Genomic DNA, 23994 nt, shown 5'->3' with positions numbered 1-23994 from the left:
TTCTGTGTCAATCAGGTTCTGCGGTAACGAACCTGAGGGCGCCCAGCGCGCCCGTACTCGGTCTCCCGGGTGAGCATGCCGTCGTCTGCCAGCTTTTCCAGGTAGCGCCAGGCTGTCACCCGGGACACGCCGACCGATGCTGCCACCTCTGCAGCGGTCACGGGTCCCTCAGAATCCCGGACAGACGCTGCGACGAGTCCGAGTGTTTGAGACGCAAAGCCTTTCGGTGCCGCTGCTCGATCGTCGGACGTTCGTAGCGCGGACATCGCGCGGTCGATGTCGTGTTGACTGACCGCAGACTCTCCAGCGGGAAGCGCTGCACGATATTCGAGGTAGCGCTCGAGCTTGTCGCGGAATGCTGCGAAAGTGAACGGCTTGAGAAGATAGAGGACGATCCCGCGAGCCACGGCGCTTCGGACCACCTCCAGATCGCGCGCCGAGGTAACCGCGATGATGTCCGGACTGGGCCGCAAACCGCCCAGGGCGGAAGCCACGTCGAGACCGCTGGCGTCGGGCAACCCGATGTCGAGCAGGACCAGGTCGATGGGCTGGTCGGTGGCGTTGGCCGCCGTAACTGCACGCACGGCGGCGTTCCCGGAATGAACCACGCCGTGGACCACGAATTCCGGCACACGCTCGACGTACGAACGGTGCGCCTGGGCGATCAACGGTTCGTCGTCGACTATCAGCACACGGATCATCGCGGTGCTTCCACCTCGCGCAGCGGGATACGGACAACCAGCATGGAGCCCATCGCCGGCTCGCTGGTGAGCGTGCCGCCGTGCCGTTTCACAACTTGAGAGACCAGTGCGAGACCGAGTCCGCGAGAGCCGGATTTTGTGGAGTAGCCACGGCCCTTGGCCTTTTCGAGTGCTTCGGGTGTCATTCCCGGGCCGCTGTCGGCGACGGCAACAACCATCATCGAATCCTCTTCCATTACCGTCACTTCCACCCACGGAGACTCGCTCGCGCGCGATGCGTCAATAGCATTGTCCACGAGATTGCCGACCAGCGTGACCAACTCGCGTGCATTGAGCGAAGGAACCGGACCGAGCGCGGTGTCTTCGGTGATGGTCAGGTCGACCCCGCGTTCGGCCGCTTCACTCATTTTCCCGAGCAGCAGTGCGGCGAGCGCCGGCTCGTGGACCGCATTCATCAGACGATCTATCAACTGTTGGGACACTCGCAATTCATTGGTGGCGAAGGCCACTGCGTCTTCGTTCCGGCCCAACTCGACCATCGTGATGATCGTGTGCAGACGATTTGCACTCTCGTGGGCTTGCGATCGAAGCGACTCGGCAAAACTGCGTACCGAATCCAATTCCCCGAGTACGTTCTGCAATTCGGTGTGATCGCGAATTGTCAGCACGGTGCCAATTCTGTTGCCCTCCCACTCAACCGGGTGTTGGTTGACCACCAGCACACGCTTGTCGGTGAGGTGCACTTGATCCTTCGCAGGAGAGGCGTCGTCGACTCGCATGGTCTCGGGGATGGACGAAAGTGGCACGGGCCCGTCCGGTAGATCGAGGAGGCGACGCGCTTCGTCGTTGACGATATCCACTCGCGCATCTCTGCTTCGGCCTCGCCCGATCACCACCAGACCCTCACCGATGCTGTGCAGGACGGCGTCGTGGTGTTCGTACATGGTGCGCAGTTCATCCGGCGCCATCCCCAGGGTCTGTCGCCGGATACGCCGACTCACCAGAAGTGAACTCAGGAGGGCGGCAAGAAGACCGCCGCCGGCAACGAACAGGATGACCGGAACACTTTGGGCGAACTGCTTGCTGATCTGCTCGCGGGTGACACCGGCAGAAACCAGACCGACCAGGGTTCCGCCGGAATCGTAGACAGGAGTGACTGCGCGGATCGACGGCCCCAGCGACCCGGCGTACGTCTCTGTGAAGGTCGCGCCGGCAAGTGCGCGGTCGATGTTCCCGGTGAAGAGTTGACCGATCAGCTCCGGGCTCGTGTGGGTGAACCGAGTGCGATCAGGCGCCATCACCACGATGAAATCGACGCCGGTTGCCTGTCGGATCTTCTCGGTCTGTGGTTGCAGAATCGCGGTCGGGTCCGGACTCGTCAGGGCTGCCGCCGTCGAATCCGACAGGGCGAGAGTCTGCGCTATCGAGCTCACCTGCCTGCGGATCGCGTCGTCGCTGTCTCGGCGTTCGTCGACAACTGCGAGCGCGGCCCCCACACCGATGACCAGCGCCAACAACGCCAATTGCAGGAGCAGGATCTGCCTGGCGACGCTCATACGTCGGCCGGTCTTTCGTTCGACCATCGAGCGCCTCCTGAACGTTCTGAACACAAACTTCCGGGCCCACCTGTTTGCAACAAGAATTCTCCACGACTCGAAGTGATCCCGATCACTTCACAGATATCCGATCCAAAGGACACCCCATGAGCAGCACGGCAACAGGGACAGTAGACGGTTCCCCACAGCCCGAGGGCACCAAGGCAAAGCGCGACAAGACGCATTGGCTCTACATGAGCGTCATCGTCGCGGTCATCGGCGGCATCCTCGTCGGTTGGCTCGCACCCGAGTTCGGTAAGTCCGTCGGTGTACTCGGCACGTTGTTCGTCAGCCTGATCAAGATGATGATCAGCCCGGTCATCTTCTGCACCATCGTGCTCGGCATCGGCTCGGTTCGAGCGGCGGCCAAGGTCGGCAAGGTCGGCGGCCTCGCACTCGCCTACTTCATCGGGATGTCCACCATCGCACTCGCGATCGGCCTGGGCGTCGGCAACCTGCTCAACCCGGGCAGTGGCCTGAACATCACGCCCAATGCGGCCTCCGTGGCCAAGCTTGCAGATCAGGCCCACAGCGCGGGCGGTACCTGGGACTTCATCGCGTCCATCATTCCGACGTCGATGCTGTCCTCCCTCACAGCCGGCAGCGTGCTGCAGACTCTGTTCGTCGCCCTTCTGGTCGGCTTCGCGATCCAGTCGCTCGGCAAGTCGGGTGAACCGATCCTCAAGGCCGTCGGATACATCCAGAAGCTCGTGTTCAAGATCCTGACGATGATCCTCTGGCTCGCCCCGATCGGTGCTTTCGGTGCCATCGCCAGCGTCGTCGGCCAGACCGGTCTGAACGCCGTCGTCCAGCTCGGCACGCTGATGATCGGCTTCTACCTGACCTGCCTGATCTTCGTCTTCGGTGTTCTCGGAACGCTGCTGCGCGCGGTCACCGGATTCAACATCTTCAAGCTGGTCAAGTACTTGGCCCGTGAGTACCTGCTCATCTTCGCCACGTCGTCCTCCGAATCGGCACTGCCGCGTCTGATCGCCAAGATGGAGCACGTAGGCGTCGAGCGCACCACGGTGGGCATCGTCGTTCCCACGGGCTACTCGTTCAATCTCGACGGCACCGCGATCTACCTGACGATGGCCTCGATCTTCATCGCCGACGCCATGGGACAGCCACTCGGTTTCGGTGAACAGCTCTCGCTGCTGGTGTTCATGATCATCGCCTCCAAGGGCGCTGCCGGAGTCAGCGGCGCCGGTCTGGCCACGCTGGCAGGCGGACTGCAGAGCCATCGCCCCGAGCTTCTCGACGGCGTCGGACTCATCGTCGGAATCGACCGCTTCATGTCGGAAGCGCGAGCGATCACCAACTTCTCGGGCAATGCGGTTGCGACTCTCCTGGTCGGCGCCTGGACCAAGACGATCGACAAGGAACGCGTCGTCGAGGTACTCGACGGGAAGATTCCGTTCAACGAAGCCACGATGCTCGACGACGAGGACGAAGAAGAGCAGCACAAGCTCGAAACGGCTCCGACCGGCACCAAACAGTCGTTCGTGAGCCATCACTAGAAACGTCCGCTCTGCTGAACGTTTGACTGCGCTGCAGGCGCGGAACCCGATCTACGATCAGTGATCCTGGTCGTAACGATGAAAGAGACCGCCGCACCAACCGTGCGACGGTCTCTTTCTGTTCGTGGCTAGGTGTACCAGGTCGGTTCGGGAATCTCGCCGGTCAGAAAACGACTACCGACTTCACGGCGCTTGTACGCGAGCGGATCGTGAAGGGTATGCGTCCGGATGTTGCGCCAGTAGATGTCCAGGCCGACGTCGTTGGACGTGGCTCGGGCACCGGTCAGTTCGAAGATCTTGTTGCTGATCTCCAAGGAGACGTCGGCGGCGCGAAGTTTTGCGGCCGCGATGCGTACGGCGAGGTCGCCGCGAGCCTGCTCGGTGAGGTTTTCGCGAGCGTCGTGGAGCACTGCGTCGGCCTCACGGCTGACCTGATCCACGAAGGCCTCCGCTGCCCACAGCTTGGATTGCAAGTCGCCGTAGCCCTCACGGAGGTACCACTCGTCGGTTGCGATTTCGCGGTTGTCACCGCCGTACGGCCATGGACGCGTACGGGTTCGGGTGTACTCGGCGGCAGTGTCCAGTGCGCCACGAGCGATCCCGAGGTAGAAGTTGGCGAACACGATCTCGATCGCCGGGAAGTTCAGGGTGTTGTAGACCAGAGGTTGGAATTCCTTGTCGACAAAGCCTGCCGCACTTGCCCAGTCGACCTCGACGTCGTTGATCTCGACGCTGCCGGAATCGGTGAGGCGCTGCCCGAGATTGTCCCAATCACCGCGGAAGACTATGCCGTCCTGAGCAGTCGGCACGATTGCGAACACATGCGTCGCAGTTCCGTCGATGATTCCTTCGAGCACCGTGAGGTCGGTGACTCGGCCGCCGGTGGAAAACGACTTCACACCGTTGAACACCAGGGTGTCTCCGCGGTCCGCGACGGTGAGGTCGGTGTCTCGAGGGTTGACCGCGCCGCCGAAGAAGAATCGGTTGCTCGTGTACAGCTCCTCGACAGCGGAGATCTGCGGATCGGTTCCGACCAATCTGGCTGCCCATGCCCACAGATAGTGGTATCCGAGCAGTTGTCCGATGGAGCCGTCGGCGCGGGCGATCTCCCGAACCACCTTGTAGGCGGTCTCCCATCGCTGCCCGCCGCCGCCGAACTCGACCGGGCCCAGGAGCGTCACAAGACCACTGTCCTTGAGCAGCTGAACTTCTCGGAACGGTGGTTCGCCGGCTCGGTCGCGGGCGAGTGCGTCGGCGGCAAGGATGTTGCTCACCTCGCGAGCCCGGTCGATCCAGCCCTCGGATGTGTCGGGAACGCCGACGAAGACTTCGGTTTCACTGGTCACGGTCATGCCTGTTCATCCTTTTCGGTCGGTGCGGTCCCGATGGCCCACACGTAAATCGGTTCGGTTCCGTTGATTTCGTAGTCGCCGACAACTTTGGATTTGAAGACGACCGGATTGTGGCTGGCGACGGTGCGGGCGTTGCGCCAGAATCGATCGAGATCGAGGTCGCGGCTGACTCCGGAAGCACCGAGTGCGTCGAAGATCTTGGCCGTGGCCGGCACGACGAGTCCGATCGAGGCGACTTGCCCTCGCCCCGAATCGATTTCGGCTGCGATGTTGGCGGCCTTCTCTTCCTCCGGCGAGCCGGAGAATGCGGCTTCGTAAGCCCATTGGGACGACTGTGCTGCGTGCAGTGCAACGGCCTCGGCTGCAAAGGCAGCAGAGGACACCTCGCCGACAACTTGCTGGATCTGCGAATCCTGCGCGTATCTCGGAGCGTTGCCGTGACTGAAGGTTCGAGTACGAGAGGCAACTCGACGAGAGATCTCGATCGTAGCAGCCTTGGCGATGCCGGCGAGAGTGGCGAGGTGGAACAATTGGTAGAACGCGGTCTGGTATTTGAATCGTGTCGAGAAGTCGAAGATGTTCTCCGGCTGTACAATTGCGTCCTCGTAGACGGACGAACCGGAGCCAGTCGTCTGCTGGCCGAACCCGTTCCAATCGTCACTGTGTGTGACACCGGGTTGTCTCGCCTCGACCGCCGCGATCACGAATGCGCCGGTGTCGGTGCGCTGCGAGTACAGGTCGATCCAGTCGGCGAAGATGGAACCCGTGCTGTAGAACTTTGCCCCGTTCGCCAGGAAATGGTCGGCATCGGGTGCGGGCGAGACCTTGGTATTGGCTTCGCCCAATGCAACGTCGCCGATTTCGGTCCATGCGTTGCCGACCAACTGTCCCTCCGCGAAGCGTCGGAGCCAGATGTCACGCTCCGGGCCGGGGTCGGCGACCAGTCGGTCTTCGACAAACGCGAAATGTCCGCGCAGGGCCTGGGTGATATTGGAATCGGCGCTCGACAGCTCGACTAGTAAGCGGATCAATTGCGGGATGCTCGCACCCGATCCACCGTGTGTTGTCGGCACCCGAACGGCGCCGAAGCCTGCATTCTTGAGCGCGTCGATCTGTTGGAAGGGAAGCACGTGATCGCGTTCGCGTTCGACGACGCCTTGTGCGATGTCCGCGAAGATCGGACGGAATTTCTCTGCCAGTGTTTCGTAGTCGACCTCACTTTTGATCGGATCAGCAGACCGGGGTACGGCATTCGGCGTCAGTGCGGTGGTCATGGGAAGAATGCAAGCTGTAAACACCAGGGGCGTCGATCCTTCATCGCGACCTGATTCGAAGGGTTGTCAGTCAGCGCAAATCTCGGTTCGATGGCCTGCCGGGCACTCTTGTCGAAATCGAGTGGTCAGTGGGGTTGCTCGCGAACGTGCTCGACGGTCCATCCGCTCCATTCGACGGTCCCTCCGGCACCACAATCATGTCGGAACGGCAGCCCTGGAGGACCGGAGCGAACGACGACGCGAAAGTCTCTCCCCTCCAACCGAAGATCGACAGTCGTGTGTTCTCCGTCGACACTCTCGCTGATGCTCTCGAGTGCGTCCGTGGCGACGATGTCGGTGGCGCGTCGGACAGCATGTTCGGCTGCCTGAGCGGCCTGTGACAGTGCCGCCCGGCCGCGCAGGTGCAGCAGCTCCAATTCTCCGGCTAGGTATTTTTCGGCAGCATCGATTGCGGAGTTGCCGTCCAGTCGGCTGAAATAGACTGCGGCAGGCCACGCAATCATGTTGGCCGCGAAACGATCTCCGCCGATGTGACTGCATTCCCACACATCTGCGATCTGTGCCGCGTTCAGCGCCGAAACGACCGGGCGGCCGAGTTCCGCGCAGCACGCATCCTTCTTTCCATGCGTGCAGACTGCGAAGAGCGGTTCCGTGCGGGAGCGGCCGAAGTCGGGTTCCGCTCCGGTGGCCATCGATTCGAACGGCAGTACCGACAGGTCCTCGTATCGGTCGACCGCCCCTTCCCGCATCCATTGGCGTGTGCCGTCCGTCCAGGCGAGTACACACGTCGGGGTGAGCACCCGGCGGTTGCGGGTCCGCCGGATCACCACGACACGGATACGGCCCTGCGCTGCGTAGATCTTTTCGGTGAGCGCGACGGGGAGAACGTCGTCAGGGGCGGACGCCGGCCAGGGGCCGGGATGCTCGATCAATACCCACAGATGTGTCATTCCGGCGCGACCGACCATAGGTTCGCCGGCGGTCGACGACTGCCGTGTACAGGCGTGAGGGCGTCGACTGGTTTGCGGATTGGCGACAAATTCCGAAAGGCACTGCATAGATCCTTTCCCCAGGACACCGTCGCTGTGGCGGGGGAGGGAAGACATGATGAGGCTCCAGTCTCGTAGGTTAGGCTCACCAGACTATTGGATGGTGAATCCTTTGCTCAGCCGCGGTGAATGCACGTGGCTGTGACGGTCGGAAGCAGTCGGTAACAGGAGTTTGTGAATGAAACGCAGTAACTCGCGGACGAAGTGCGTGCTGGGTGGTTTTGTCCTCGCCGCCATAGTGGCAACGACAACGGCGTGTGGCAGTGACGACAAGACGGATACAGGCAGTCAGTCTGCCGACACCGTGCACGCGGTCACCCACGCCCGCGGAACTACCGACGTACCGACGGATCCGCAGCGAGTTGTCGTGCTCGAGCCGGTTCAGCTCGACACGTCGGTAGCGCTCGGCGTGATTCCCGTGGGCACCGCGGTACTCAGCGAGACGACCGGCGTTCCGGCGTACCTCGGTGAGAAAGCGGCGGAGATCGAGATGGTCGGAACCGTCGCGGCACCGAACCTCGAGAAGATCGTCGCACTGAGCCCGGACCTGATCATCGGAACGGAATCGCGGCACGGCGATATGTACGAGCAGCTCGCTGCCATCGCACCGACCGTCTACATGGCAACTCAGACCGATCCGTGGCAGGACAACGTCCAGTTCGTCGCAGAGGCGTTGAACAAGACCGATCAGGCAGGTGAACTGCTCGGTGACTACACGGCACGCTGCGAGGAAGTGGCGAGCAAGCACAGCACCGAGGGCAAGACCGCTCAGCTGATCCGCCCACGCGACGACGTTCTGACGCTGTACGGACCCACGTCGTTTGCCGGAAGCACTCTCGAATGTGCTGGACTCACGATTCCCGCACGCGACTGGGAGAACTCGATCTCCGTCGACCTCTCCCCGGAATTCGTCTCCGGAGCCAACGCCGACCTCATCCTGGTCACCTCCGCGAAACCGGCCGATGCCGGCACGATGCCGAAGGCCGTCGCAGACAACGCCGGATTCTTCCCGAACCCGCATCTGGTGGACATGTCCTACTGGATCACCGGCGTCGGACCGCTCGGCGGCCTCACCGTTCTGGACGACCTCGATCGCATTCTCGGAGCGTCGAATTAGCAGTGCGCGAAGGAGCAGTGCGCGAGAGAGTCGCTAAGTTGGAGCCTATGACAACTCCAGTACAGAACATCGCGATCAACACCCTCGGTGGCGTGCCCACCTCTTTGGGTGAATACGACGGCCGCGCCGTCCTCGTGGTCAACGTCGCGTCCAAGTGTGGACTGACCCCGCAGTACTCGGCGCTCGAGAAGCTGGCCAGCGAGTACGCCGATCGCGGTCTGACCGTGATCGGTATCCCGTGCAACCAGTTCATGGGGCAGGAACCGGGTACCGCCGAAGAGATCGAGACGTTCTGCTCCACTACCTACGGCGTCACGTTCCCGCTTCTCGAGAAGATCGAGGTGAACGGCGAAAACCAGCATCCGCTGTACGCCGAGCTCACCAAGGCGGCCGACGCCGAAGGCGCTGCGGGAGACATTCAGTGGAACTTCGAGAAGTTCCTGATCGGACCGGACGGCACCGTCGTCAACCGCTTCCGTCCGCGGACCGAGCCTGACGCACCCGAGGTTGTCGCCGCGATCGAAGCTGCGCTTCCCAAGAACTAGAGGTTTCCAAGAACCAGTAGGTGCGCTGAAAACTGCCGCCGGATGATCATCCGGCGGCAGTGTGCTGTTCACCCACAGCTGCCACTATCGGAGTATGTCCGCAGAACTGATCGTGTCGGTATCCGGAATCAGAGACGAGACATGTTATCTCGCTGCCGGATTCGCAGACGAGATGGACACTCGAGGTGTCCGCTTGTCGCTCCTGGTGGCGCCGCGACTGAAGGACAAATACCGACTGGCCGACGACGCGGTGACGACGGCTTGGCTGCGTGAGCGTCGCGAGCACGGCGATGCCATCGTTCTGCACGGCTACGACCAGGCCGCGACCAAGCGTCGCCGAGCCGAGTTCGCCACTCTGTCGAAGCACGAAGCGAAACTGCGACTACTCGCTGCGGACCGCGTTCTCGAGCATGCAGGCCTTCGGACCCGGGTGTTCGCACCGCCGCGCTGGGTGGCATCGCCCGGTGCCATGTCGGTGTTGCCGGAGACGGGCTTTCGCACGATGGCAGGCCTCGGGGCAGTACATGATCTGACCCGCGGAACCTTGCAACGGGGAAGGGTTTTCGGGATCGGCGAAGGCTTCAAGGCCGAGCCGTGGTGGTGTCGCGCATTGGTTCTCGGAGCCGGGCGTGCCGCCAAACGTGGGGGACTGGTCAGATTGTCGATCACGGCCAAGCAGTTGGGAAACGAGGGCCCACGTCAGGCCGTCCTCGACGCCGTCGACCTTGCCCTCTTCCACGAAGCCGACTCGCAGGTGTATCGGTGGAACTCCCCGTCTCAGGAGCTCGGCGCTGCCTGAATTCGGCAGTTGGCAACTATTTGATAGCTACGAGACTATGTCGTCTGTCCGGGTTGTCCGAGCGGGCAGACTCTTCGCGTTTCTCCACTTCCTTGCTGGTAGTAGTGCAGAGTGGGTCAAAATCGCATAAAACGGACGATTAATTAGAGCGCTGGGTCAGCCAGCTCTCCCACTGCTAGAGTGCGTGCAGTTAATCTGCCGCTAGTAGATGGGATTGGGATCTCGCCATGCGCACGAGAGTGTTCTCCAAGTCGGCCGAGGGTCTTGTCGCCGTGGCTGTGGGCGCAGTCGTCTGTGCTGCGTTCGTTCCGGCGCTCGCGTCTGCCGCTCCGACCGGCGCGGTTCACACGCTGCCGACGGGCAGTGTCGACGGCGGGTCGAGCGGATCGAGCGGATCGAGCGATGGCGTCCGCACCGCAACCGTCGACGATGAAGGTGAGCAACTCACACTGCGCCTTCACAAGATGAACCTGCGGGGATCCGAGTTCTCGATGGCTGTGCAAGACAGCGACGGAGAGCTGACCGACGCGGTGATCCCGGCGCCCCGTTCGTACATCGGCAGCGTGGAAGGGCGTCCGGACGCAATCGTCTCGGCCATCGTCGACTCCGCCGGAACACTGCGCGGGCAGGTGATTTTCGATCGTGGTGTTTCGATAGAGTTCGTCGGATCCGAGGTGGTCGGTCGCAGCACGGCGCCGATCGACGCAAAACCCAAGTGGCCCACCGCGGCCATTGCGCCGGCCTCGGCCGCAAGGGTCGGCAAGACGGTCAAGCAGTTCGTGGTCGGACTGGACCTCAGTGGCGAGTGGTACTCCGCGCACGGCGCAGGCAGTGCCGCCGTCGCTCTGGATCGGGCCGAGGAATCAATGGCCCGCACCGCTGCCATCTGGATCAGAGACGTCGGGATTCGGCCGGTCCTCGGTCGAGTTGTCCTGCGGGCAGATTCCGCCGGCGATCCGTACTCGAGCAGTTGTGAAAATCTCGAGCAGTTAGAAGATCTGTGGTCCGATCAGGTCGGGTCGAGTGTCGATCAGGCGACCGTCGTGTGCGCATCCGGTGGCGGAAATGCCTACTACTCGAAGTTCGAACTCGACCACAGCTACGCGCATGTCGGTGCCGAGTCCGACGGCAACTTCAGCCGCGTTCTCCGCCACGAGTTGGGCCACAACTTCTATGCCGACGACTACCACGGCGGCGGCGCCGAGGGATCGACCATCATGAACGGTAACGACCTCTCGCGCTTCGACGGCACCGAATTCGCTGCCATCGTCGATGCGGCGGAGGTTGCCTCGGCTCGACTCGACGACGTCGGTCGGTACACGGCAAGCCCGATCCCACCGTACGCCGCACTCGACACCGCGCGGGTCCGCTCAGGCGGCACAGTCACCGTCGACGCCGTCGCGAATGATCATGACAGCAACGGAGATTCGATCAAAGTGACCGGCGTCGGGGCGACGTCACTTCTCGGTGGCACCGTGAAGCTCGAAAACGGCGAAGTGGTGTTCGAAGCCGGAACGAAGGCAGGCACCGACAGGATTCTCTACACACTCACCGACGCAGCCGGTGGCACGAGCACCGGCTGGATCATCGTCGATGTGAGTGCGTCAGAACCGAATCAGGCGACTTCGACGCTCGACTCCTCGTCGAGAACTCGGAACTCGGTGCCGTCGGCAGCCATTTCCGAGTAGCGACCGTAGAAGATGCCTGCGGCCTCGTCGCGGATGATCGCTTGATGAATGGGAACCGCAACGCGCGGCGCCACCGCGCGGAGGTAGTCGATGGCCTCCGAGATCTTGAGCCACGGTGCGGCGGCGGGGAGGGCGAGAACGTCGACCTTCTGTTCGGGGACGTAGAGGGAATCGCCGGGATGCATGAACCGTGCCGGGTTGGTGGCGTCACCGAGGAGGAACGCGGTGTTGTCGATCATCGGTAGGTCCGGATGGATGATTGCGTGCTCTCCGCCCGTTCCGGTCACCTCGACGTCGCCGATGCTGAACCGGTCGCCCGGCCGGACGCCGGTCCAGCGCCCACCGAGCTTTTCAGCCGTCTGCGGATCGCTGTAGAGCACGGCGTCAGGATTCGCTTCGGCCAGTTCGGGCAGCCGCGCCGGGTCGGCGTGATCGGGGTGTTGATGTGTCACGAGGATGGCGTCGAGGCCGGTGATGCCTTCGAATCCGTGCGAGAAGTTGCCGGGATCGAAGAGGATCTTCGAGCCGTTCAACTCCACGAGCACACAGGAATGGCCAAAATGTGTCAGTCGCATGATTTCGAGTATGCGCCGCCCCGAAGGGACTCGCAGGCGGGTTTCACAGGTGGTGGCCGTCACGCCCCGATCACTCGATGCGAACCATCTCGGGTCCGCCCGGTAAACTGGCCATCACCCGAGCGTTTCACTCCGGGTTCGCGCACTAGTACCGAGGAGCAGCACGTGGCCCGTGTCGTCGTCGAAGTCATGCCCAAGGCCGAGATTCTCGACCCCCAGGGACAGGCAATTGTCGGGGCACTGTCTCGCCTGGGCTTTGCAGGAGTATCCGATGTCCGTCAGGGCAAGCGGTTCGAGTTGGAGATCGACGGCAGTGTCGAAGACGCCGAACTCGAGAAGATCGCCGAAGGCCTGCTGGCCAACACGGTGATCGAGGATTGGACCGTCAGGCGAGTCGAGGCATGAGCGCACGTATCGGAGTAATCACTTTCCCCGGCACGCTCGACGACATCGACGCGGCGCGGGCAGTGAACCTGGCCGGCGGTGAAGCTGTCGAACTCTGGCACGGCGATGCAGACCTCAAGGGTGTCGACGCGGTCATCGTGCCCGGCGGATTCTCGTACGGCGATTACCTTCGTTGCGGCGCGATCGCACGTTTTGCTCCCGCGATGGGCAAGGTCGTGGAAGCAGCCAAGGGCGGCATGCCGGTCCTGGGCATCTGCAACGGTTTCCAGATCCTCTGCGAAGCAGGTTTGCTGCCCGGTGCCCTGACCCGTAACCAGGGTCTGCACTTCATCTGCCGCGACGAGTGGTTGACGGTCGAAGCCAACAACACGGCGTGGTCCTCGCGATACGAGGCCGGCGCGCAGATCCTCATCCCCCTCAAGTCGGGTGAAGGTCGCTTCCAGGCGTCCGAGAAGGTTCTCGACGAACTCGAGGGCGAAGGCCGCGTCGTCTTCCGTTACTCGGAGGAGAACCCCAACGGCTCGCAGCGTCGTATCGCCGGCATCTCCTCGGCCAACGGCCGGGTCGTCGGTTTGATGCCGCACCCCGAGCACGCCACCGAGGCTCTCACCGGTCCCAGTGACGACGGATTGGGCTTGTTCTACTCGGCCCTCGACGCGATCGTCACTGCCTGATCGCCTGCTGATTTTCACCACTGAACGCCGACCGGAAATCCGGTCGGCGTTCAGTCGTATGTGGGCCCGGTACCCAGGGCTACTGGCTGTAGGAACTGAGGAAGTTGCCGAGTCGCTCGAGTGCCGTCGAGAGATCGTCGGTGTTGGGGAGAGTCACCAACCGGAAGTGATCGGGTTCGATCCAATTGAACGCGCGACCGTGGCTGACAAGAATCTTCTCCGATTCCAGTAGATCGAGAACGAACCTCTCGTCGTCGACGATGCCGAACTTGTCGACGTCGAGCTTGGGGAACAGGTACAGCGCCCCGTCGGCCTGTTGGCAACTGATCCCGTCGATGCTGTTGAGCGTGGTGTGTGCGAGATCGCGCTGGGCCGTCAGCCGACCTTGTGGGAGCAACAGGTCCTCGATGGACTGGCGTCCGCCGAGTGCAGTCTGGATAGCGTGCTGCGCCGGCACGTTGGCACACATTCGCATGTTGGCCAGCAATTTGATGCCTTCGATGAAGCTCGACGCCCGCTCGAGTGGTCCGGTGATGGCCAGCCATCCGGCTCGGAATCCGCACACGCGGTAGGCCTTGGACAGTCCCGAATACGTCAGACACAGAACGTCTCGCCCGGTCATCGTCGCAAGGTTTGTCATGGATCGGCCGTCGTAGACGATCTTTTCGTAGATCTCGTCGGCGAAGAGCATCAGATCGTGTTTGCGCGCTAGATCCACGAAGCGTTGCAGCACCTCCGTCGAGTAGACGGCGCCCGTCGGATTGTTGGGATTGATGACGACAATCCCTCGGGTGCGCGGCGTGATCCGAGCTTCCAGATCGTCGAAGTCCGGTGCCCAGCCTTGGCTTTCATCGGTGAGGTAGTGGACGGGCGTGCCGCCGGCAAGTGAAACCGAAGCCGTCCACAAGGGATAGTCGGGAGCGGGAATCAGGATCTCGTCCTCTGGATTGCAGAGGGCCTGCATCGTCAGGGTGATCAGTTCGGACACACCGTTTCCGAGATAGATCTCGTCGACGGTGACGTCGGTGATACCCCGCGTCTGGTAGTACTGGACCACCGCAGTGCGCGCCGAATACAGTCCGCGAGAATCGCAATATCCCTGCGCGGTAGGGAGATTGCGGATCATGGCCATCATGATTTCGTCCGGAGCTTCGAACCCGAAGGGGGCCGGATTGCCGACGTTGAGTCGCAGGATCGTGTGTCCCTGATCCTCGAGTTCTTCGGTCTTGTCGAGAATTCGCCCTCTGATGTCGTACCTGACATTCTCGAGCTTGCGGGCCTGATCGATGGGTGTGTTCACGCGGTTACGTACCTCTCCGGTTCGGGTGGGTGAGTTGTGTTTCAGATGAGAAGGGCGCCTCAGGGTTCGGTCTGGAAACGGACATTGATTCGCGATAGCGCTAGCGGCGAAAGAAGAGTAGCGCTACTATGATTCGACATGTCCAATGATAGCAGTTCGAGGATTGTCGCAGCCTTGCGTGAGTGGATCGCGACGGCTCCTCCAGGCGCGAAGCTTCCGTCCACTCGGTCGCTCGTCAGCCTGCACGGGGCGAGTCCGGTCACCGTGCAGAAGGCGCTGCGAACACTGGTATCTCAGGGGGTTGTGGAGGCTCGTCCCGGTGTGGGGACCTTCGTGCGCGCGGCGCGCGTCGTGCGACCCAACGACTACGGGTGGCAGACAGCGGCGCTCGGATCGCCGAACTATCGTCTGCAGTTGCCCATGGCGCTGCAGTCCACCTCCAACGACGTGATCGCGCTGCATTCCGGCTATCCGGCCCGAGAGCTGTTGCCGGAAGGTCTGGTTCGTGCAGCCTTCACCAGGGCGACGCGAACCGACGCCGTGTTCAATCGGCCCCTCGCTGCCGGGCTTCCGGAACTGCAGTCCTGGTTTGCCTCCGAATTGGGTTCCGCCACTCCTGCCGGGATCACTCCGCCGGGGCCGAACGACGTGGTTGTACTTCCCGGCAGTCAGGGTGGGCTTGCGACGTCCTTTCGCGCGTTGGTGGGGGAGGGACGTCCGTTGCTCATGGAATCGCCGACCTACTGGGGAGCGATCCTGGCCGCCGCACAGGCTGGAGTCACGGTCATTCCGATTTCCAGCGGCGCCAACGGTCCTGATCCTGAAGAGCTTTCGCGTGCATTCGAACAGACCGGTGCCCGTGCGTTCTACGCACAACCGAGCTTCGCGAGTCCGACCGGAGCGCTGTGGTCGCCGTCGTTGGCTGACAAGGTTCTCGACACCGTCCGTCGGCACGGCGCATTCCTCATCGAGGACAGTTCGGCGCTCGACTTCGGAATCACCGCAGATCCCAGCCCCATCGCTGCACGAGACGACAGCGGTCACGTCGTCTACCTTCGTGCGCTGACCAAGAGCGTGTCCCCATCGGTGCGAGTTGCCGGATTGATCGCTCGGGGTCCGGCGTACGAGCGGATTCTGGCTGATACACAGGCAGATTCGATGTACGTCAGCGGGATGCTGCAAGCGGTAGCGCTCGACGTCGTGACCCAACCGGCCTGGCGAACGCACTTGCGCAGGCTTCGTCACCAACTCGAGGCCAGACGCGACCTCCTCGTCTCGAGTCTGCGCGAGCACGCGCCGGACGCTCACCTCGATGCCGTACCGAAAGGCGGACTCAACCTCTGGCTTCGGCTCCCGGACACCACGAACGTCGAACGCGTGGTGCAGGACTGCCGGTCGGCCGGCGTCATCGTCGGGGCCGGTGACGATTGGTTCCCGGCAGAACCGACTGGAAAGTTCTTGCGGCTCAACTACGCCGGACCGAACCCGGGTGAGTTCCCCGACGCCGCCCGCATTATCGGCAGAGCAATCACGCAACATATGTAGAACTTCACCTCGCTGGTGGTTGACCTGAACTTCCGTTGAGGTTTTATCGTCGTGTGCATGAACAAACAAGCGATGCAGCCACCGGCCAACCAGCCGATCGGATTCTGGACCGCGCGAGCCGGTGAAGCGATTCGCACGCGCACGCGCGGAGCACTCGAAGCGATCGGCGTCACCCAGCCGGGGTGGTGGGTCCTGCACCAACTTTCGCTGCACCCTGAAGGGGTGGAGCGTGCTGTCCTCTTGCGGACGATCGGTCCGAACGAATCCACCGACGTGATCGATGACGCCGTCGACTCTGCCCTCGAACTGGGGTGGGCGCGCGAAGACGGGTCTGTCCTTCGCCCGACTGATGCGGGCTTCGAGCAGTTCGATCGCGCCGCGCGGGTACAGCAGATGCTGCAGGAAGAGCGGATGCAGGGAATCACCGAAGAGGAGTTTGTCACCACCATCACTGTGCTGCAGCGAACCATCAAGAACGTGGGCGGCGACGCCTGGCACTGGTAGCAGACATTATCCGGGCCCGCTGCCGGGTAGAGCGGCTTCGATCAATTCGACGGCACGGGACACACCGCCCGCCGCTGCGAGTTCTTCTGCCAACTCCGCGCTGCGTCGGCGGAACTCGTCGGCGCTCACCAGAGTCAGCGCCTCACGAAGCTCTACTGCCGTGACGGAAGCGCTGTCGACGCGTACTGCGACACCGGCGTCGACGAGCGAGTCGGCGTTGCCGAACTGATCGACGGCTTGCGGCACTGCGATCATGGGTGTCCCGGTCACAAGTCCCTCGCTGGATCCGCCCATACCCGCGTGGGTCACGAACGCGTCGGCCTGCTGCAGAATCGCGAACTGCGGTACCCAACGGTGTATTTCGACGTTGTCGGGCAATGGTCCGAGATCTGAGATCTGCACCTGCTTTCCGATCTGGAGGACGACGTGCCAGCCGTCCATCTGGCCGAAAGCCTCGACGCAGGTGCGGTAGAAATCCGGATGATCGGTGAATGCTGAACCCAGCGAGATCAACAAGAGCTTGCGTTCGGGATCCGGGTTCACCCAAGGTTGACTGCTCGGTTCGAGTGCGGGGCCGACGAACGTGTAGACGTCGCGGTTCACGCGTTCGGCGTTGGGCTGCATCGATTCTGCGATCAGCACGATGGCACGGGGTGGGCGTCCGGTGAACTCACGTGGATCGACCTCGACGCCTTCGGCGCGGAAGAACCGGGTCTCCCGATCGAGCAGGTCGACGCCTCTCGGATCGGAACGAATTTCGTCGTACATCGGTGCGGCGTCGGCTTCGTAACCGTCCCAGGCAACGTACGTCGGCGACAACTGGATGATGGGAACGCCCCACTGCTGAGCCAGTATTCGTGCCGGAATGCCGGCGATGTCGTAGAGAAAGAGGTCAGGGCGATCGTCTTCGTAGATTCGGCGTAGCTGCGGCAGCATCGACTCGTAATCGTCCTGGAAAATCGTCAACTGATCGATCAGATCCCCGTCCCAGCTCTTCTCGGGTTCGGCGCCGTCGGGAGAAGGGACGAGGCTGGGCAGCGTGGAGACGTACGGTGCGAATTCGGCCCCGGTCGCCTCGATGATCTCACGCATCGACTCGTCGTTGGCATAGGTGACGCGGTGACCGGCGGCGACGAGACGCGCGATGATCGCCAGGCTCGGATTGACGTGGCCCGGTGCCGGAATGCTCACCATGGCTATATGTCTGCGGGTCATCGATCACTCCTGCCGTCTGACTGTTCTGGAACAACTCCGGATACCGGACCGAGACTATCCACCAGCATGGGTAACGGCATCTGATTTTTGCCGGGGAAGTACCGTGCGCACTCGAGTAGGACTACGCATCCGAGTGCCGGGATGGGCGAGCAGACTTCGAAGCATGAGCACACCGACAACACCCTCGAAGACCACTGCAGCCTTCTATCTTCAGGCCGGAATAGCCTTTGCCGTCAGTTTTGTCGGCACCCTCCTCGGAATTGCGTATCTTCCGATCGATGCGTGGCAACGCGGATTTCTCGGAATGTCCTTGCTGTTCTTGGTCACCAGTACGTTCACGTTGGCAAAGGTGATTCGTGATCAGCAGGAGGCATCCACAGTCAGGGTTCGAGTGGACGAGGCTCGACTCGAGAAGCTGATCGCCGAGCACGATCCGTTCAAAGCGGCAGCCTGAAACCTGTCGGCAAGGTGAGGATCAGCGTGCTGCCGAGAGGTTGCTCGTTTCGGAGCGCCGACAGATCGCCGCCGTGTGCGAGCGCGAGGCTGCGCGCAATCGTGAGCCCCAAACCGGAACCGTCGGATCGATCACCGCGATGGAAACGGTCGAAGACTGATTCGAGTTGGTCTGCGGGAATTCCGTCACCGGTGTCGGTGACGGACACCGAGAGGTGGTCACCTTCCCGTGCGAGTGTCACCGTCACCGAACCTCCGCTCGGCGTGTGCCGCAACGCGTTTTCGAGCAGATTGGCGAGGATCTGTTCGATTCGTTGGCGATCGACCTCGGCCGTGATCGGTTGCGGAGACAGAGCGGTCGTCAATTCGACTCCACGCTCGGCGAAACGTGGCGCCGCTGCTGCCGTTGCGCTGCAAACGATGTCGTCGATCTTCTCATCTCGGCGATCGAGTTCGAGAGCGTGTTCGTCGGCCGCGGAGACGTCCGCCAGATCGCAAGAGAGCCGACGCAGTCTTTCGAGTTGATCGCGCATGGCCGACCATGAAGAGTTGTCCGTGGGGAGGACGCCATCCTCGATGCCGTCCACGTACGCAGCCAAAGTCGATACCGGAGTGCGTAATTCGTGGGCAAGATCGGCAAGCAGGCGTTTGCGGACCCGATCCGAATGATCAAGGCGTGCCGCCATGTCGGCAAAGGCAGTTTCGAGACGCGTGAAATCGGCATCTACGTCGGACCTGCCGATAGTCACGTCGAAGTTCCCGTCTGCGACGCTTTGAGCCGCCTCCGCCAGCGTTGAGATCGGGGCCGTGATGCGTCGGACGATGTAGACCGCGGCGATGCTTGCGCCCACCAGTGCGACCGCGATCCCGCACAACAGTGCAATGGTCATGGTCTGAGCGAATGCCTCTTCGGTGTGGGTACGGACATTCGAGTCTTCGATGCCGGCCATCATGAGGTGGTTGTGAAAGAGCGGGGCAGCGACGGCAATGGCGACTGCGGCGATGGCGAGGCAGGAGACGAACAGGACGACAAGCTGCGCCAGCAGCAGTTTTCCGCGTAGCCCGAGTTTCTTCATGACGACCTCGTTCATGACGACCTCAGGGAGTATCCGACGCCCCTGACGGTTCTGATGAACCGAGGATCGGTCGCGTCGTCGCCGAGTTTGCGGCGTAATGCACGGACATGGACATCGACGATGTGTTGGTCCCCGAACCAGGGCGACCCCCACACCGAGGCGATGATGTCTGCTCGACTCCAGGCGGCGTCAGGTCGGGTAGCGAGGGCGGAGAGCAACGCGAACTCGGTGGGTGTGAGATCGACCGGGCGGTTGTCGACATGCACGGTGCGGGCGAGGACGTCGATGTCGAGACCGGGAGGCGTCGGCAGCGCTTCCGGCAGCATGCTCGACGCACGTGGCCGTCTGAGCAGTGCTTTCACTCGCGCAACCAACTCGCGGGGGCCGAAGGGTTTGACCACGTAGTCATCTGCGCCAGCTGCCAGTCCGGTCACCTTGTCCGACTCGTCACCGCGGGCGGAGAGCATCAGGACGTACGCGTCGGAAAACGTACGGATCCGCCGGCAGACTTCCAGACCGTCGAAGCCCGGGAGCATCAGGTCGAGCACGATCAGCGCGGGCTCGAATTCGCGCACCGAACGTACTGCGCTCGGCCCGTCGTGGGCGAGGCGCACGGTGAATCCTTCGCGTGTCAGATAGTTGGCGACAACCTTGGCGAGGGCAGTCTCGTCGTCGACGACAAGAACGCGCCCCGGTTCCTCGCCAGGTCGTAGTTCGGCGCTCATCAGACCGAGGTTAGTCGACTGCGTGTCTGCATTGCTGGCGCGTGGTGGTTTCCACTCGACTGTGAAGATTCGATGAAGGAAGCCTGTTCGAGCCGGTTATCGGGCTTCGCGGTGGATTTTCGCCGGTAACGTGGCAACTGTGCATTTGCAGCATTCTTGTCAAATCAATTGTGGTGCAGTGCATATCGAACAGAATCTATTCTCGGGAGTGAAAACATGTCTTTGACGGTCAGGAAGAGCGCCGCGCGGTTCGTTCCGGTTGTGGCAGCGGCAGCACTGTTGATTGCCGGATGCTCGGACAACTCCGGGGAGAGCATCAACCATTCTTCCGAAACAACCAGTGTTGCAGCGCAGTCGGAGATTCCTGCGGGTGTCAATGCCGCCGACATCGAGTTTCTCGAAGGGATGTACCCGCATCACGCGCAGGCATTGGACATGGCCAGGATGGTCGACGGTCGAACCGACAATGCCGAACTTCTCTCTCTTGCAGCGCAGATAGAGGCAGCGCAAGGCCCGGAGATGGCTCAGATGACCGAATTGTTGACGGAGTGGGGACGCCCCGAGCCTTCGTCGAGTTCGATGGAGGGCATGGATGAGTCGGCGCACGCGGGACACGGCGTCGGGATGGCCGAGATGCCGGGAATGATGTCGGCCGACGACATGACCGCCCTCACCGATGCCAGTGGCGCGGAGTTCGACAAGTTGTGGCTGACGATGATGATCGAGCACCACAAGGGTGCCATCACCATGTCCCAGACCGAACTCGACAACGGGCTCGACCCGTCGGCGGAGAAGATGGCAGAAGCGATCATTGCCGGTCAGCAGGCGGAAATCACTCAGATGGAAGCGATGTTGAAGGGGAGTTGAACAGGAGGCCTTGGCCGCGTGACCTTGCTCGGGTGGCTACCTGGGCATACGTTCGAGGCTGATGGCTTGACCGGTGCTGTGCTGCAATCACACGCGAGGGGATGACCGCCACATGGATCACAGTCAGATGGACCATGGCCAGATGGACCATAGTCAGATGGACCATAGCGAGATGAGCCATGGCCAGATGGAGCATGGGGCACACGGTGGTCACGGGGATCACGTCGCACAGTTCCGGACGTTGTTTGCAGTCATGCTGGTCATCGCGGTTCCGGTCGTTGCGGCAGACGCGATGTTCGCTGATCTGGTCGGGTACACACTGCCGGAAAACTCTCTGGTGGAATGGATCTCACCGGTACTCGGCACGGTGATGTACTTCTGGGGTGGTAAGCCGTTCCTCACCGGCGCTGTTGCCGAAATCCGTTCTCGGCAGCCGGGAATGATGCTGTTGATCGCGCTCGCGATCACCGTGGCCTTCTTCGCGTCATGGGCTGCGAGTCTGCACTGGGTGGATCACACTCTCGATTTCTGGTGGGAGCTCGCGCTTCTGATCGTGATCATGTTGTTGGGCCACTGGATCGAGATGCGTTCGCTCAGTCAGACATCGAGCGCCTTGGATTCACTTGCCGCTTTGCTGCCCGACGAGGCAGAACGGGTGGTGGGGGAATCGGTGGAAACCGTGCCCACCGCAGCTCTGGCGACCGGCGACCTGGTGATAGTTCGTCCCGGCGCCCGTGTTCCCTCGGACGGAACGGTGGTCGAGGGAAGCGCCGACATGGACGAATCCATGATTACAGGCGAGTCGAAGACCGTCCGCCGGACTGTCGGAGATCAGGTGGTGGCCGGCACGGTAGCCACCGACTCGGCACTTCGGCTTCGAGTCACCGCCGTGGGAGAAGACACCGCGCTCGCCGGTATCCGGCGCCTGGTCGAGCAAGCCCAGAACTCGTCGAGTCGCGCGCAGGTGTTGGCGGACAAGGCCGCTGCTCTGCTGTTCTGGTACGCACTGGGCGCGGCAGTGCTGACCGCGATCGCCTGGAGTATCTGGGGCACCCCGGAGAGCGCAGTCACCCGGACGATCACCGTTCTGGTGATCGCCTGCCCGCACGCGCTCGGGTTGGCGATTCCACTGGTCGTCTCGATCGCGACGGAACGGGCGGCTCGGGCTGGGATCTTGATCACCGACCGCATGGCCCTCGAAGCGATGCGTAACGTAGACACCGTTCTCTTCGACAAGACCGGCACTCTCACCAAGGGGGAGCCCGCAGTGGTCGGTGTACGCGGTGTCGACGGGTATTCCGACGACGAAGTTCTCAGCGCAGCGGCTGCCGTCGAGTTCGACAGCGAACATCCACTCGGGCGCGCCGTCGTCGCGGCGGCGCGGGAGTTGTCGCTCGAATTCACTTCGGGTTCCGACTTTCAGGCGCACAACGGGATCGGGGTTGCTGCGGACGTCGCCGGTGCACGCGTCGGTGTCGGCGGACCGGGGATGCTGCGATCGGTCGGGGCCACCGCGATCCCGGGGACCGAAGAGTGGCTCAGTGACGGGTCGACCGTCCTGCATGTAGTGCGTGACGAGAAGGTAATCGGCGCATTGGCATTGGCCGACGAGATTCGCCCGGAATCAGCATTGGCCGTCGACGCCCTCCATGCTCGCGGTGTGCGGGTGGCCATGGTCACCGGAGACGCGGAGGCCGTGGCCCATTCGGTGGCTCGCAGGCTCGGGATCGACGAAGTTTTCGCCGAAGTGCTTCCGCAGGACAAGGGAGCGCAGGTATCTCGGCTTCAGGCTGCGGGCCACCGCGTGGCGATGGTCGGTGACGGGGTCAACGATGCGCCGGCACTCGCCCAGGCGGATGTGGGCATCGCGATCGGTGCCGGAACCGACGTGGCGATCGCGTCGGCGGGAGTTGTTCTGGCCAGCGATGATCCGCGTTCGGTGAGCTCGGTCATCGAGCTCTCCCGCGCCACCTACCGGAAGATGGTTCAGAACCTTTGGTGGGCAGCGGGATACAACGCGATCTCGGTTCCTCTCGCTGCGGGAGTACTGGCGCCCGTCGGGTTCGTGCTGCCGATGGAGGTCGGAGCAATCCTGATGTCGGTATCCACTGTGGTCGTTGCCGCGAATGCCCAGTTGTTGAGGCGCTTGGACTTGCGGCAACCACCGGTGACCGCGTTGGAGTCGAGAGTGCTCACATCGCAGTAGCGAGAGGTTGAAGGCGGACTACTGTCGGCTCAGGAACGGAACGAGCGCACGCAGTACAGCATCGGAGTCTGCGACTGCGCTTGCGTGGTCAGCCCCTTCGATCACAGTCAAGGCACTGTCCGGGATCAGCGACGCGAGATGCTCGGTATCCGGCAGGCGCTCGCGATCTCTCGATCCGACGAACAACAACGCCGGTGTGGTGATCCGTTGCAGCACGGCGTCGTCGATGCCGTGCTCCTTCTCTGCGCGGCGCATGTAGGCAGCGAGCGCGATGGCATCATTGATTCGGAAGGCAGTCGCAGTCTGAGGATCCACCGGTTTGCCGCGCCTCACGCCCCAACCGGTCAGAAATCCCTCGATACCGCCGCTTTCGAGTACGTCGATGCAACCCGGGAAGAACAATGCGTCGAACGCGCCCGTCATCGGTCGGCTGCTACCGCCTCCGACGGTCAGCGATCGCACCCGTTCGGAGTGCTCGACTGTCAGCGACATCACCGAGCGTCCGCCGAACGAGTATCCGAGGACGTGTGCCGGTTCGAACGGAGACTCCGTGTCGAGGATCTCCAGGAGATCGCCGACCACCAGATCCATTGCATACGAATCGGAGTCGTGTGGTTTGTCACTGCGTCCGTGACCCCGCATGTCGACGAGGATCAGACGATATTGCTCCTGAAGTGCCTTGACGTACCCGAAGCCACGCCAGATGGAGCGCGACAACGCTGTGCCGTGCACCATCAACAGGGGTGGGCCATCGCCCACGATCTGATAGGTGATCCGCGCACCGTCCACCGGATTTCTCACGTCGTGCA

At 62.4% G+C, this 23994-nt stretch carries 23 protein-coding genes; 12 read left to right on the top strand and 11 right to left on the bottom strand.

Annotated elements, in window-relative coordinates; all coding sequences use genetic code 11:
• Nucleotides 1–11 precede the first annotated feature (11 nt).
• Both PCS43_RS04440 and PCS43_RS04435 read right to left on the bottom strand, forming a co-directional pair.
• Nucleotides 12–701, bottom strand: a complete 690-nt coding sequence (locus PCS43_RS04440; RefSeq protein ID WP_003945570.1) for a response regulator — start codon at nucleotides 699–701, stop codon at nucleotides 12–14.
• Nucleotides 698–2284: a sensor histidine kinase gene (locus tag PCS43_RS04435; protein ID WP_161120908.1), complete on the bottom strand. Its 1587-nt coding sequence runs from the start codon at nucleotides 2282–2284 to the stop codon at nucleotides 698–700. Before PCS43_RS04435 ends, PCS43_RS04440 begins: the two co-directional genes overlap by 4 nt.
• Before the next feature lie 119 nt (nucleotides 2285–2403).
• Between PCS43_RS04435 and PCS43_RS04430 the strand changes: the two genes are divergently transcribed.
• The gene (locus PCS43_RS04430) at nucleotides 2404–3816 is read left to right on the top strand and encodes a C4-dicarboxylate transporter DctA (protein ID WP_007734438.1); all 1413 of its coding nucleotides are present in this window, start codon (nucleotides 2404–2406) and stop codon (nucleotides 3814–3816) included.
• A gap of 128 nt (nucleotides 3817–3944) precedes the next feature.
• On the opposite strand, the gene PCS43_RS04425 is transcribed toward PCS43_RS04430, so the two are convergent.
• The 3 genes from PCS43_RS04425 to PCS43_RS04415 all read right to left on the bottom strand — a co-directional run bounded on the left by PCS43_RS04425 (nucleotide 3945) and on the right by PCS43_RS04415 (nucleotide 7392).
• On the bottom strand, nucleotides 3945–5168 hold the full coding sequence (locus tag PCS43_RS04425) for an acyl-CoA dehydrogenase family protein (protein ID WP_054188015.1): 1224 nt from the start codon (nucleotides 5166–5168) through the stop codon (nucleotides 3945–3947).
• Nucleotides 5165–6442: an acyl-CoA dehydrogenase family protein gene (locus PCS43_RS04420; RefSeq protein WP_042452652.1), complete on the bottom strand. Its 1278-nt coding sequence runs from the start codon at nucleotides 6440–6442 to the stop codon at nucleotides 5165–5167. The genes PCS43_RS04425 and PCS43_RS04420 overlap by 4 nt, the downstream gene beginning before the upstream one ends.
• 125 nt (nucleotides 6443–6567) lie before the next feature.
• The gene (locus PCS43_RS04415) at nucleotides 6568–7392 is read right to left on the bottom strand and encodes a sucrase ferredoxin (RefSeq protein WP_230691616.1); all 825 of its coding nucleotides are present in this window, start codon (nucleotides 7390–7392) and stop codon (nucleotides 6568–6570) included.
• Nucleotides 7393–7669: 277 nt separating this feature from the next.
• On the opposite strand from PCS43_RS04415, the gene PCS43_RS04410 reads away from it, so the two are divergent.
• The 4 genes from PCS43_RS04410 to PCS43_RS04395 all read left to right on the top strand — a co-directional run bounded on the left by PCS43_RS04410 (nucleotide 7670) and on the right by PCS43_RS04395 (nucleotide 11640).
• Nucleotides 7670–8608: an ABC transporter substrate-binding protein gene (locus PCS43_RS04410; RefSeq protein WP_007734442.1), complete on the top strand. Its 939-nt coding sequence runs from the start codon at nucleotides 7670–7672 to the stop codon at nucleotides 8606–8608.
• Nucleotides 8609–8655: 47 nt separating this feature from the next.
• A complete protein-coding gene (locus tag PCS43_RS04405) occupies nucleotides 8656–9153 on the top strand; it encodes a glutathione peroxidase (RefSeq protein ID WP_003945816.1) in 498 nt (165 codons plus the stop codon).
• Nucleotides 9154–9247: 94 nt separating this feature from the next.
• A complete protein-coding gene (locus PCS43_RS04400; protein ID WP_007734443.1) occupies nucleotides 9248–9952 on the top strand; it encodes a DUF2334 domain-containing protein in 705 nt (234 codons plus the stop codon).
• A gap of 227 nt (nucleotides 9953–10179) precedes the next feature.
• Nucleotides 10180–11640 (top strand): Ig-like domain-containing protein, encoded by a 1461-nt coding sequence (locus PCS43_RS04395; RefSeq protein WP_007734444.1) that lies wholly within the window; start codon nucleotides 10180–10182, stop codon nucleotides 11638–11640.
• Here PCS43_RS04395 and PCS43_RS04390 read toward each other — a convergent pair.
• Nucleotides 11568–12215, bottom strand: coding sequence for an MBL fold metallo-hydrolase (locus PCS43_RS04390; RefSeq protein ID WP_007734446.1), 648 nt, complete (start codon nucleotides 12213–12215; stop codon nucleotides 11568–11570). The two genes, PCS43_RS04395 and PCS43_RS04390, sit on opposite strands and share 73 nt — an antisense overlap.
• A 165-nt stretch (nucleotides 12216–12380) precedes the next feature.
• On the opposite strand from PCS43_RS04390, the gene purS reads away from it, so the two are divergent.
• Both purS and purQ read left to right on the top strand, forming a co-directional pair.
• Nucleotides 12381–12620, top strand: a complete 240-nt coding sequence (purS, locus tag PCS43_RS04385; RefSeq protein WP_003945817.1) for a phosphoribosylformylglycinamidine synthase subunit PurS — start codon at nucleotides 12381–12383, stop codon at nucleotides 12618–12620.
• On the top strand, nucleotides 12617–13294 hold the full coding sequence (purQ, locus tag PCS43_RS04380; protein WP_003945887.1) for a phosphoribosylformylglycinamidine synthase subunit PurQ: 678 nt from the start codon (nucleotides 12617–12619) through the stop codon (nucleotides 13292–13294). Before purS ends, purQ begins: the two co-directional genes overlap by 4 nt.
• Nucleotides 13295–13373: 79 nt before the next feature.
• Here the strand turns inward: purQ and PCS43_RS04375 are convergent, their stop codons facing one another.
• The gene (locus PCS43_RS04375; RefSeq protein WP_003945423.1) at nucleotides 13374–14594 is read right to left on the bottom strand and encodes a pyridoxal phosphate-dependent aminotransferase; all 1221 of its coding nucleotides are present in this window, start codon (nucleotides 14592–14594) and stop codon (nucleotides 13374–13376) included.
• A 138-nt stretch (nucleotides 14595–14732) separates the two neighbouring features.
• Between PCS43_RS04375 and PCS43_RS04370 the strand changes: the two genes are divergently transcribed.
• Together PCS43_RS04370 and PCS43_RS04365 are read left to right on the top strand one after the other, a co-directional pair.
• Nucleotides 14733–16139, top strand: a complete 1407-nt coding sequence (locus tag PCS43_RS04370; protein ID WP_042452643.1) for an aminotransferase-like domain-containing protein — start codon at nucleotides 14733–14735, stop codon at nucleotides 16137–16139.
• A gap of 57 nt (nucleotides 16140–16196) precedes the next feature.
• Nucleotides 16197–16643, top strand: coding sequence for a MarR family winged helix-turn-helix transcriptional regulator (locus PCS43_RS04365; protein ID WP_209911463.1), 447 nt, complete (start codon nucleotides 16197–16199; stop codon nucleotides 16641–16643).
• Between the two features lie 6 nt (nucleotides 16644–16649).
• On the opposite strand, the gene PCS43_RS04360 is transcribed toward PCS43_RS04365, so the two are convergent.
• Nucleotides 16650–17858, bottom strand: a complete 1209-nt coding sequence (locus tag PCS43_RS04360) for a macrolide family glycosyltransferase (protein WP_209911466.1) — start codon at nucleotides 17856–17858, stop codon at nucleotides 16650–16652.
• A 163-nt stretch (nucleotides 17859–18021) separates the two neighbouring features.
• On the opposite strand from PCS43_RS04360, the gene PCS43_RS04355 reads away from it, so the two are divergent.
• Nucleotides 18022–18312, top strand: coding sequence for a YiaA/YiaB family inner membrane protein (locus PCS43_RS04355; protein ID WP_003945505.1), 291 nt, complete (start codon nucleotides 18022–18024; stop codon nucleotides 18310–18312).
• Here the strand turns inward: PCS43_RS04355 and PCS43_RS04350 are convergent.
• Together PCS43_RS04350 and PCS43_RS04345 are read right to left on the bottom strand one after the other, a co-directional pair.
• Nucleotides 18296–19387: a sensor histidine kinase gene (locus PCS43_RS04350; protein ID WP_245361538.1), complete on the bottom strand. Its 1092-nt coding sequence runs from the start codon at nucleotides 19385–19387 to the stop codon at nucleotides 18296–18298. The two genes, PCS43_RS04355 and PCS43_RS04350, sit on opposite strands and share 17 nt — an antisense overlap.
• Nucleotides 19388–19398: 11 nt before the next feature.
• The gene (locus PCS43_RS04345) at nucleotides 19399–20112 is read right to left on the bottom strand and encodes a response regulator transcription factor (protein ID WP_003945526.1); all 714 of its coding nucleotides are present in this window, start codon (nucleotides 20110–20112) and stop codon (nucleotides 19399–19401) included.
• 216 nt (nucleotides 20113–20328) lie between these two features.
• On the opposite strand from PCS43_RS04345, the gene PCS43_RS04340 reads away from it, so the two are divergent.
• A complete protein-coding gene (locus PCS43_RS04340; protein WP_054188009.1) occupies nucleotides 20329–20979 on the top strand; it encodes a DUF305 domain-containing protein in 651 nt (216 codons plus the stop codon).
• A 127-nt stretch (nucleotides 20980–21106) separates the two neighbouring features.
• A complete protein-coding gene (locus PCS43_RS04335) occupies nucleotides 21107–23185 on the top strand; it encodes a heavy metal translocating P-type ATPase (protein ID WP_080961080.1) in 2079 nt (692 codons plus the stop codon).
• An 18-nt stretch (nucleotides 23186–23203) separates the two neighbouring features.
• On the opposite strand, the gene PCS43_RS04330 is transcribed toward PCS43_RS04335, so the two are convergent.
• The gene (locus PCS43_RS04330; protein ID WP_007734461.1) at nucleotides 23204–23974 is read right to left on the bottom strand and encodes an alpha/beta fold hydrolase; all 771 of its coding nucleotides are present in this window, start codon (nucleotides 23972–23974) and stop codon (nucleotides 23204–23206) included.
• Between the last annotated feature and the right edge of the window lie 20 nt (nucleotides 23975–23994).

This window comes from Rhodococcus sp. C-2, assembly GCF_027854095.1.
GTDB lineage: Bacteria > Actinomycetota > Actinomycetes > Mycobacteriales > Mycobacteriaceae > Rhodococcus_F > Rhodococcus_F qingshengii.
The sequence above is the reverse complement of the archived record's forward strand: the minus strand, read 5'-3'. Positions and strand labels throughout refer to the sequence as shown.

Bases quoted from the DNA above. Each gene is read 5' to 3' on its own strand.
- PCS43_RS04440 (WP_003945570.1), bottom strand. From the start codon at position 701: ATGATCCGTGTGCTGATAGTCGACGACGAACCGTTGATCGCCCAGGCG.
- PCS43_RS04435 (WP_161120908.1), bottom strand. From the start codon at position 2,284: ATGGTCGAACGAAAGACCGGCCGACGTATGAGCGTCGCCAGGCAGATC.
- PCS43_RS04430 (WP_007734438.1), top strand. From the start codon at position 2,404: ATGAGCAGCACGGCAACAGGGACAGTAGACGGTTCCCCACAGCCCGAG.
- PCS43_RS04425 (WP_054188015.1), bottom strand. From the start codon at position 5,168: ATGACCGTGACCAGTGAAACCGAAGTCTTCGTCGGCGTTCCCGACACA.
- PCS43_RS04420 (WP_042452652.1), bottom strand. From the start codon at position 6,442: ATGACCACCGCACTGACGCCGAATGCCGTACCCCGGTCTGCTGATCCG.
- PCS43_RS04415 (WP_230691616.1), bottom strand. From the start codon at position 7,392: ATGACACATCTGTGGGTATTGATCGAGCATCCCGGCCCCTGGCCGGCG.
- PCS43_RS04410 (WP_007734442.1), top strand. From the start codon at position 7,670: ATGAAACGCAGTAACTCGCGGACGAAGTGCGTGCTGGGTGGTTTTGTC.
- PCS43_RS04405 (WP_003945816.1), top strand. From the start codon at position 8,656: ATGACAACTCCAGTACAGAACATCGCGATCAACACCCTCGGTGGCGTG.
- PCS43_RS04400 (WP_007734443.1), top strand. From the start codon at position 9,248: ATGTCCGCAGAACTGATCGTGTCGGTATCCGGAATCAGAGACGAGACA.
- PCS43_RS04395 (WP_007734444.1), top strand. From the start codon at position 10,180: ATGCGCACGAGAGTGTTCTCCAAGTCGGCCGAGGGTCTTGTCGCCGTG.
- PCS43_RS04390 (WP_007734446.1), bottom strand. From the start codon at position 12,215: ATGCGACTGACACATTTTGGCCATTCCTGTGTGCTCGTGGAGTTGAAC.
- purQ (WP_003945887.1), top strand. From the start codon at position 12,617: ATGAGCGCACGTATCGGAGTAATCACTTTCCCCGGCACGCTCGACGAC.
- PCS43_RS04370 (WP_042452643.1), top strand. From the start codon at position 14,733: ATGTCCAATGATAGCAGTTCGAGGATTGTCGCAGCCTTGCGTGAGTGG.
- PCS43_RS04365 (WP_209911463.1), top strand. From the start codon at position 16,197: ATGAACAAACAAGCGATGCAGCCACCGGCCAACCAGCCGATCGGATTC.
- PCS43_RS04360 (WP_209911466.1), bottom strand. From the start codon at position 17,858: ATGACCCGCAGACATATAGCCATGGTGAGCATTCCGGCACCGGGCCAC.
- PCS43_RS04355 (WP_003945505.1), top strand. From the start codon at position 18,022: ATGAGCACACCGACAACACCCTCGAAGACCACTGCAGCCTTCTATCTT.
- PCS43_RS04350 (WP_245361538.1), bottom strand. From the start codon at position 19,387: ATGAAGAAACTCGGGCTACGCGGAAAACTGCTGCTGGCGCAGCTTGTC.
- PCS43_RS04345 (WP_003945526.1), bottom strand. From the start codon at position 20,112: ATGAGCGCCGAACTACGACCTGGCGAGGAACCGGGGCGCGTTCTTGTC.
- PCS43_RS04340 (WP_054188009.1), top strand. From the start codon at position 20,329: ATGTCTTTGACGGTCAGGAAGAGCGCCGCGCGGTTCGTTCCGGTTGTG.
- PCS43_RS04335 (WP_080961080.1), top strand. From the start codon at position 21,107: ATGGACCATGGCCAGATGGACCATAGTCAGATGGACCATAGCGAGATG.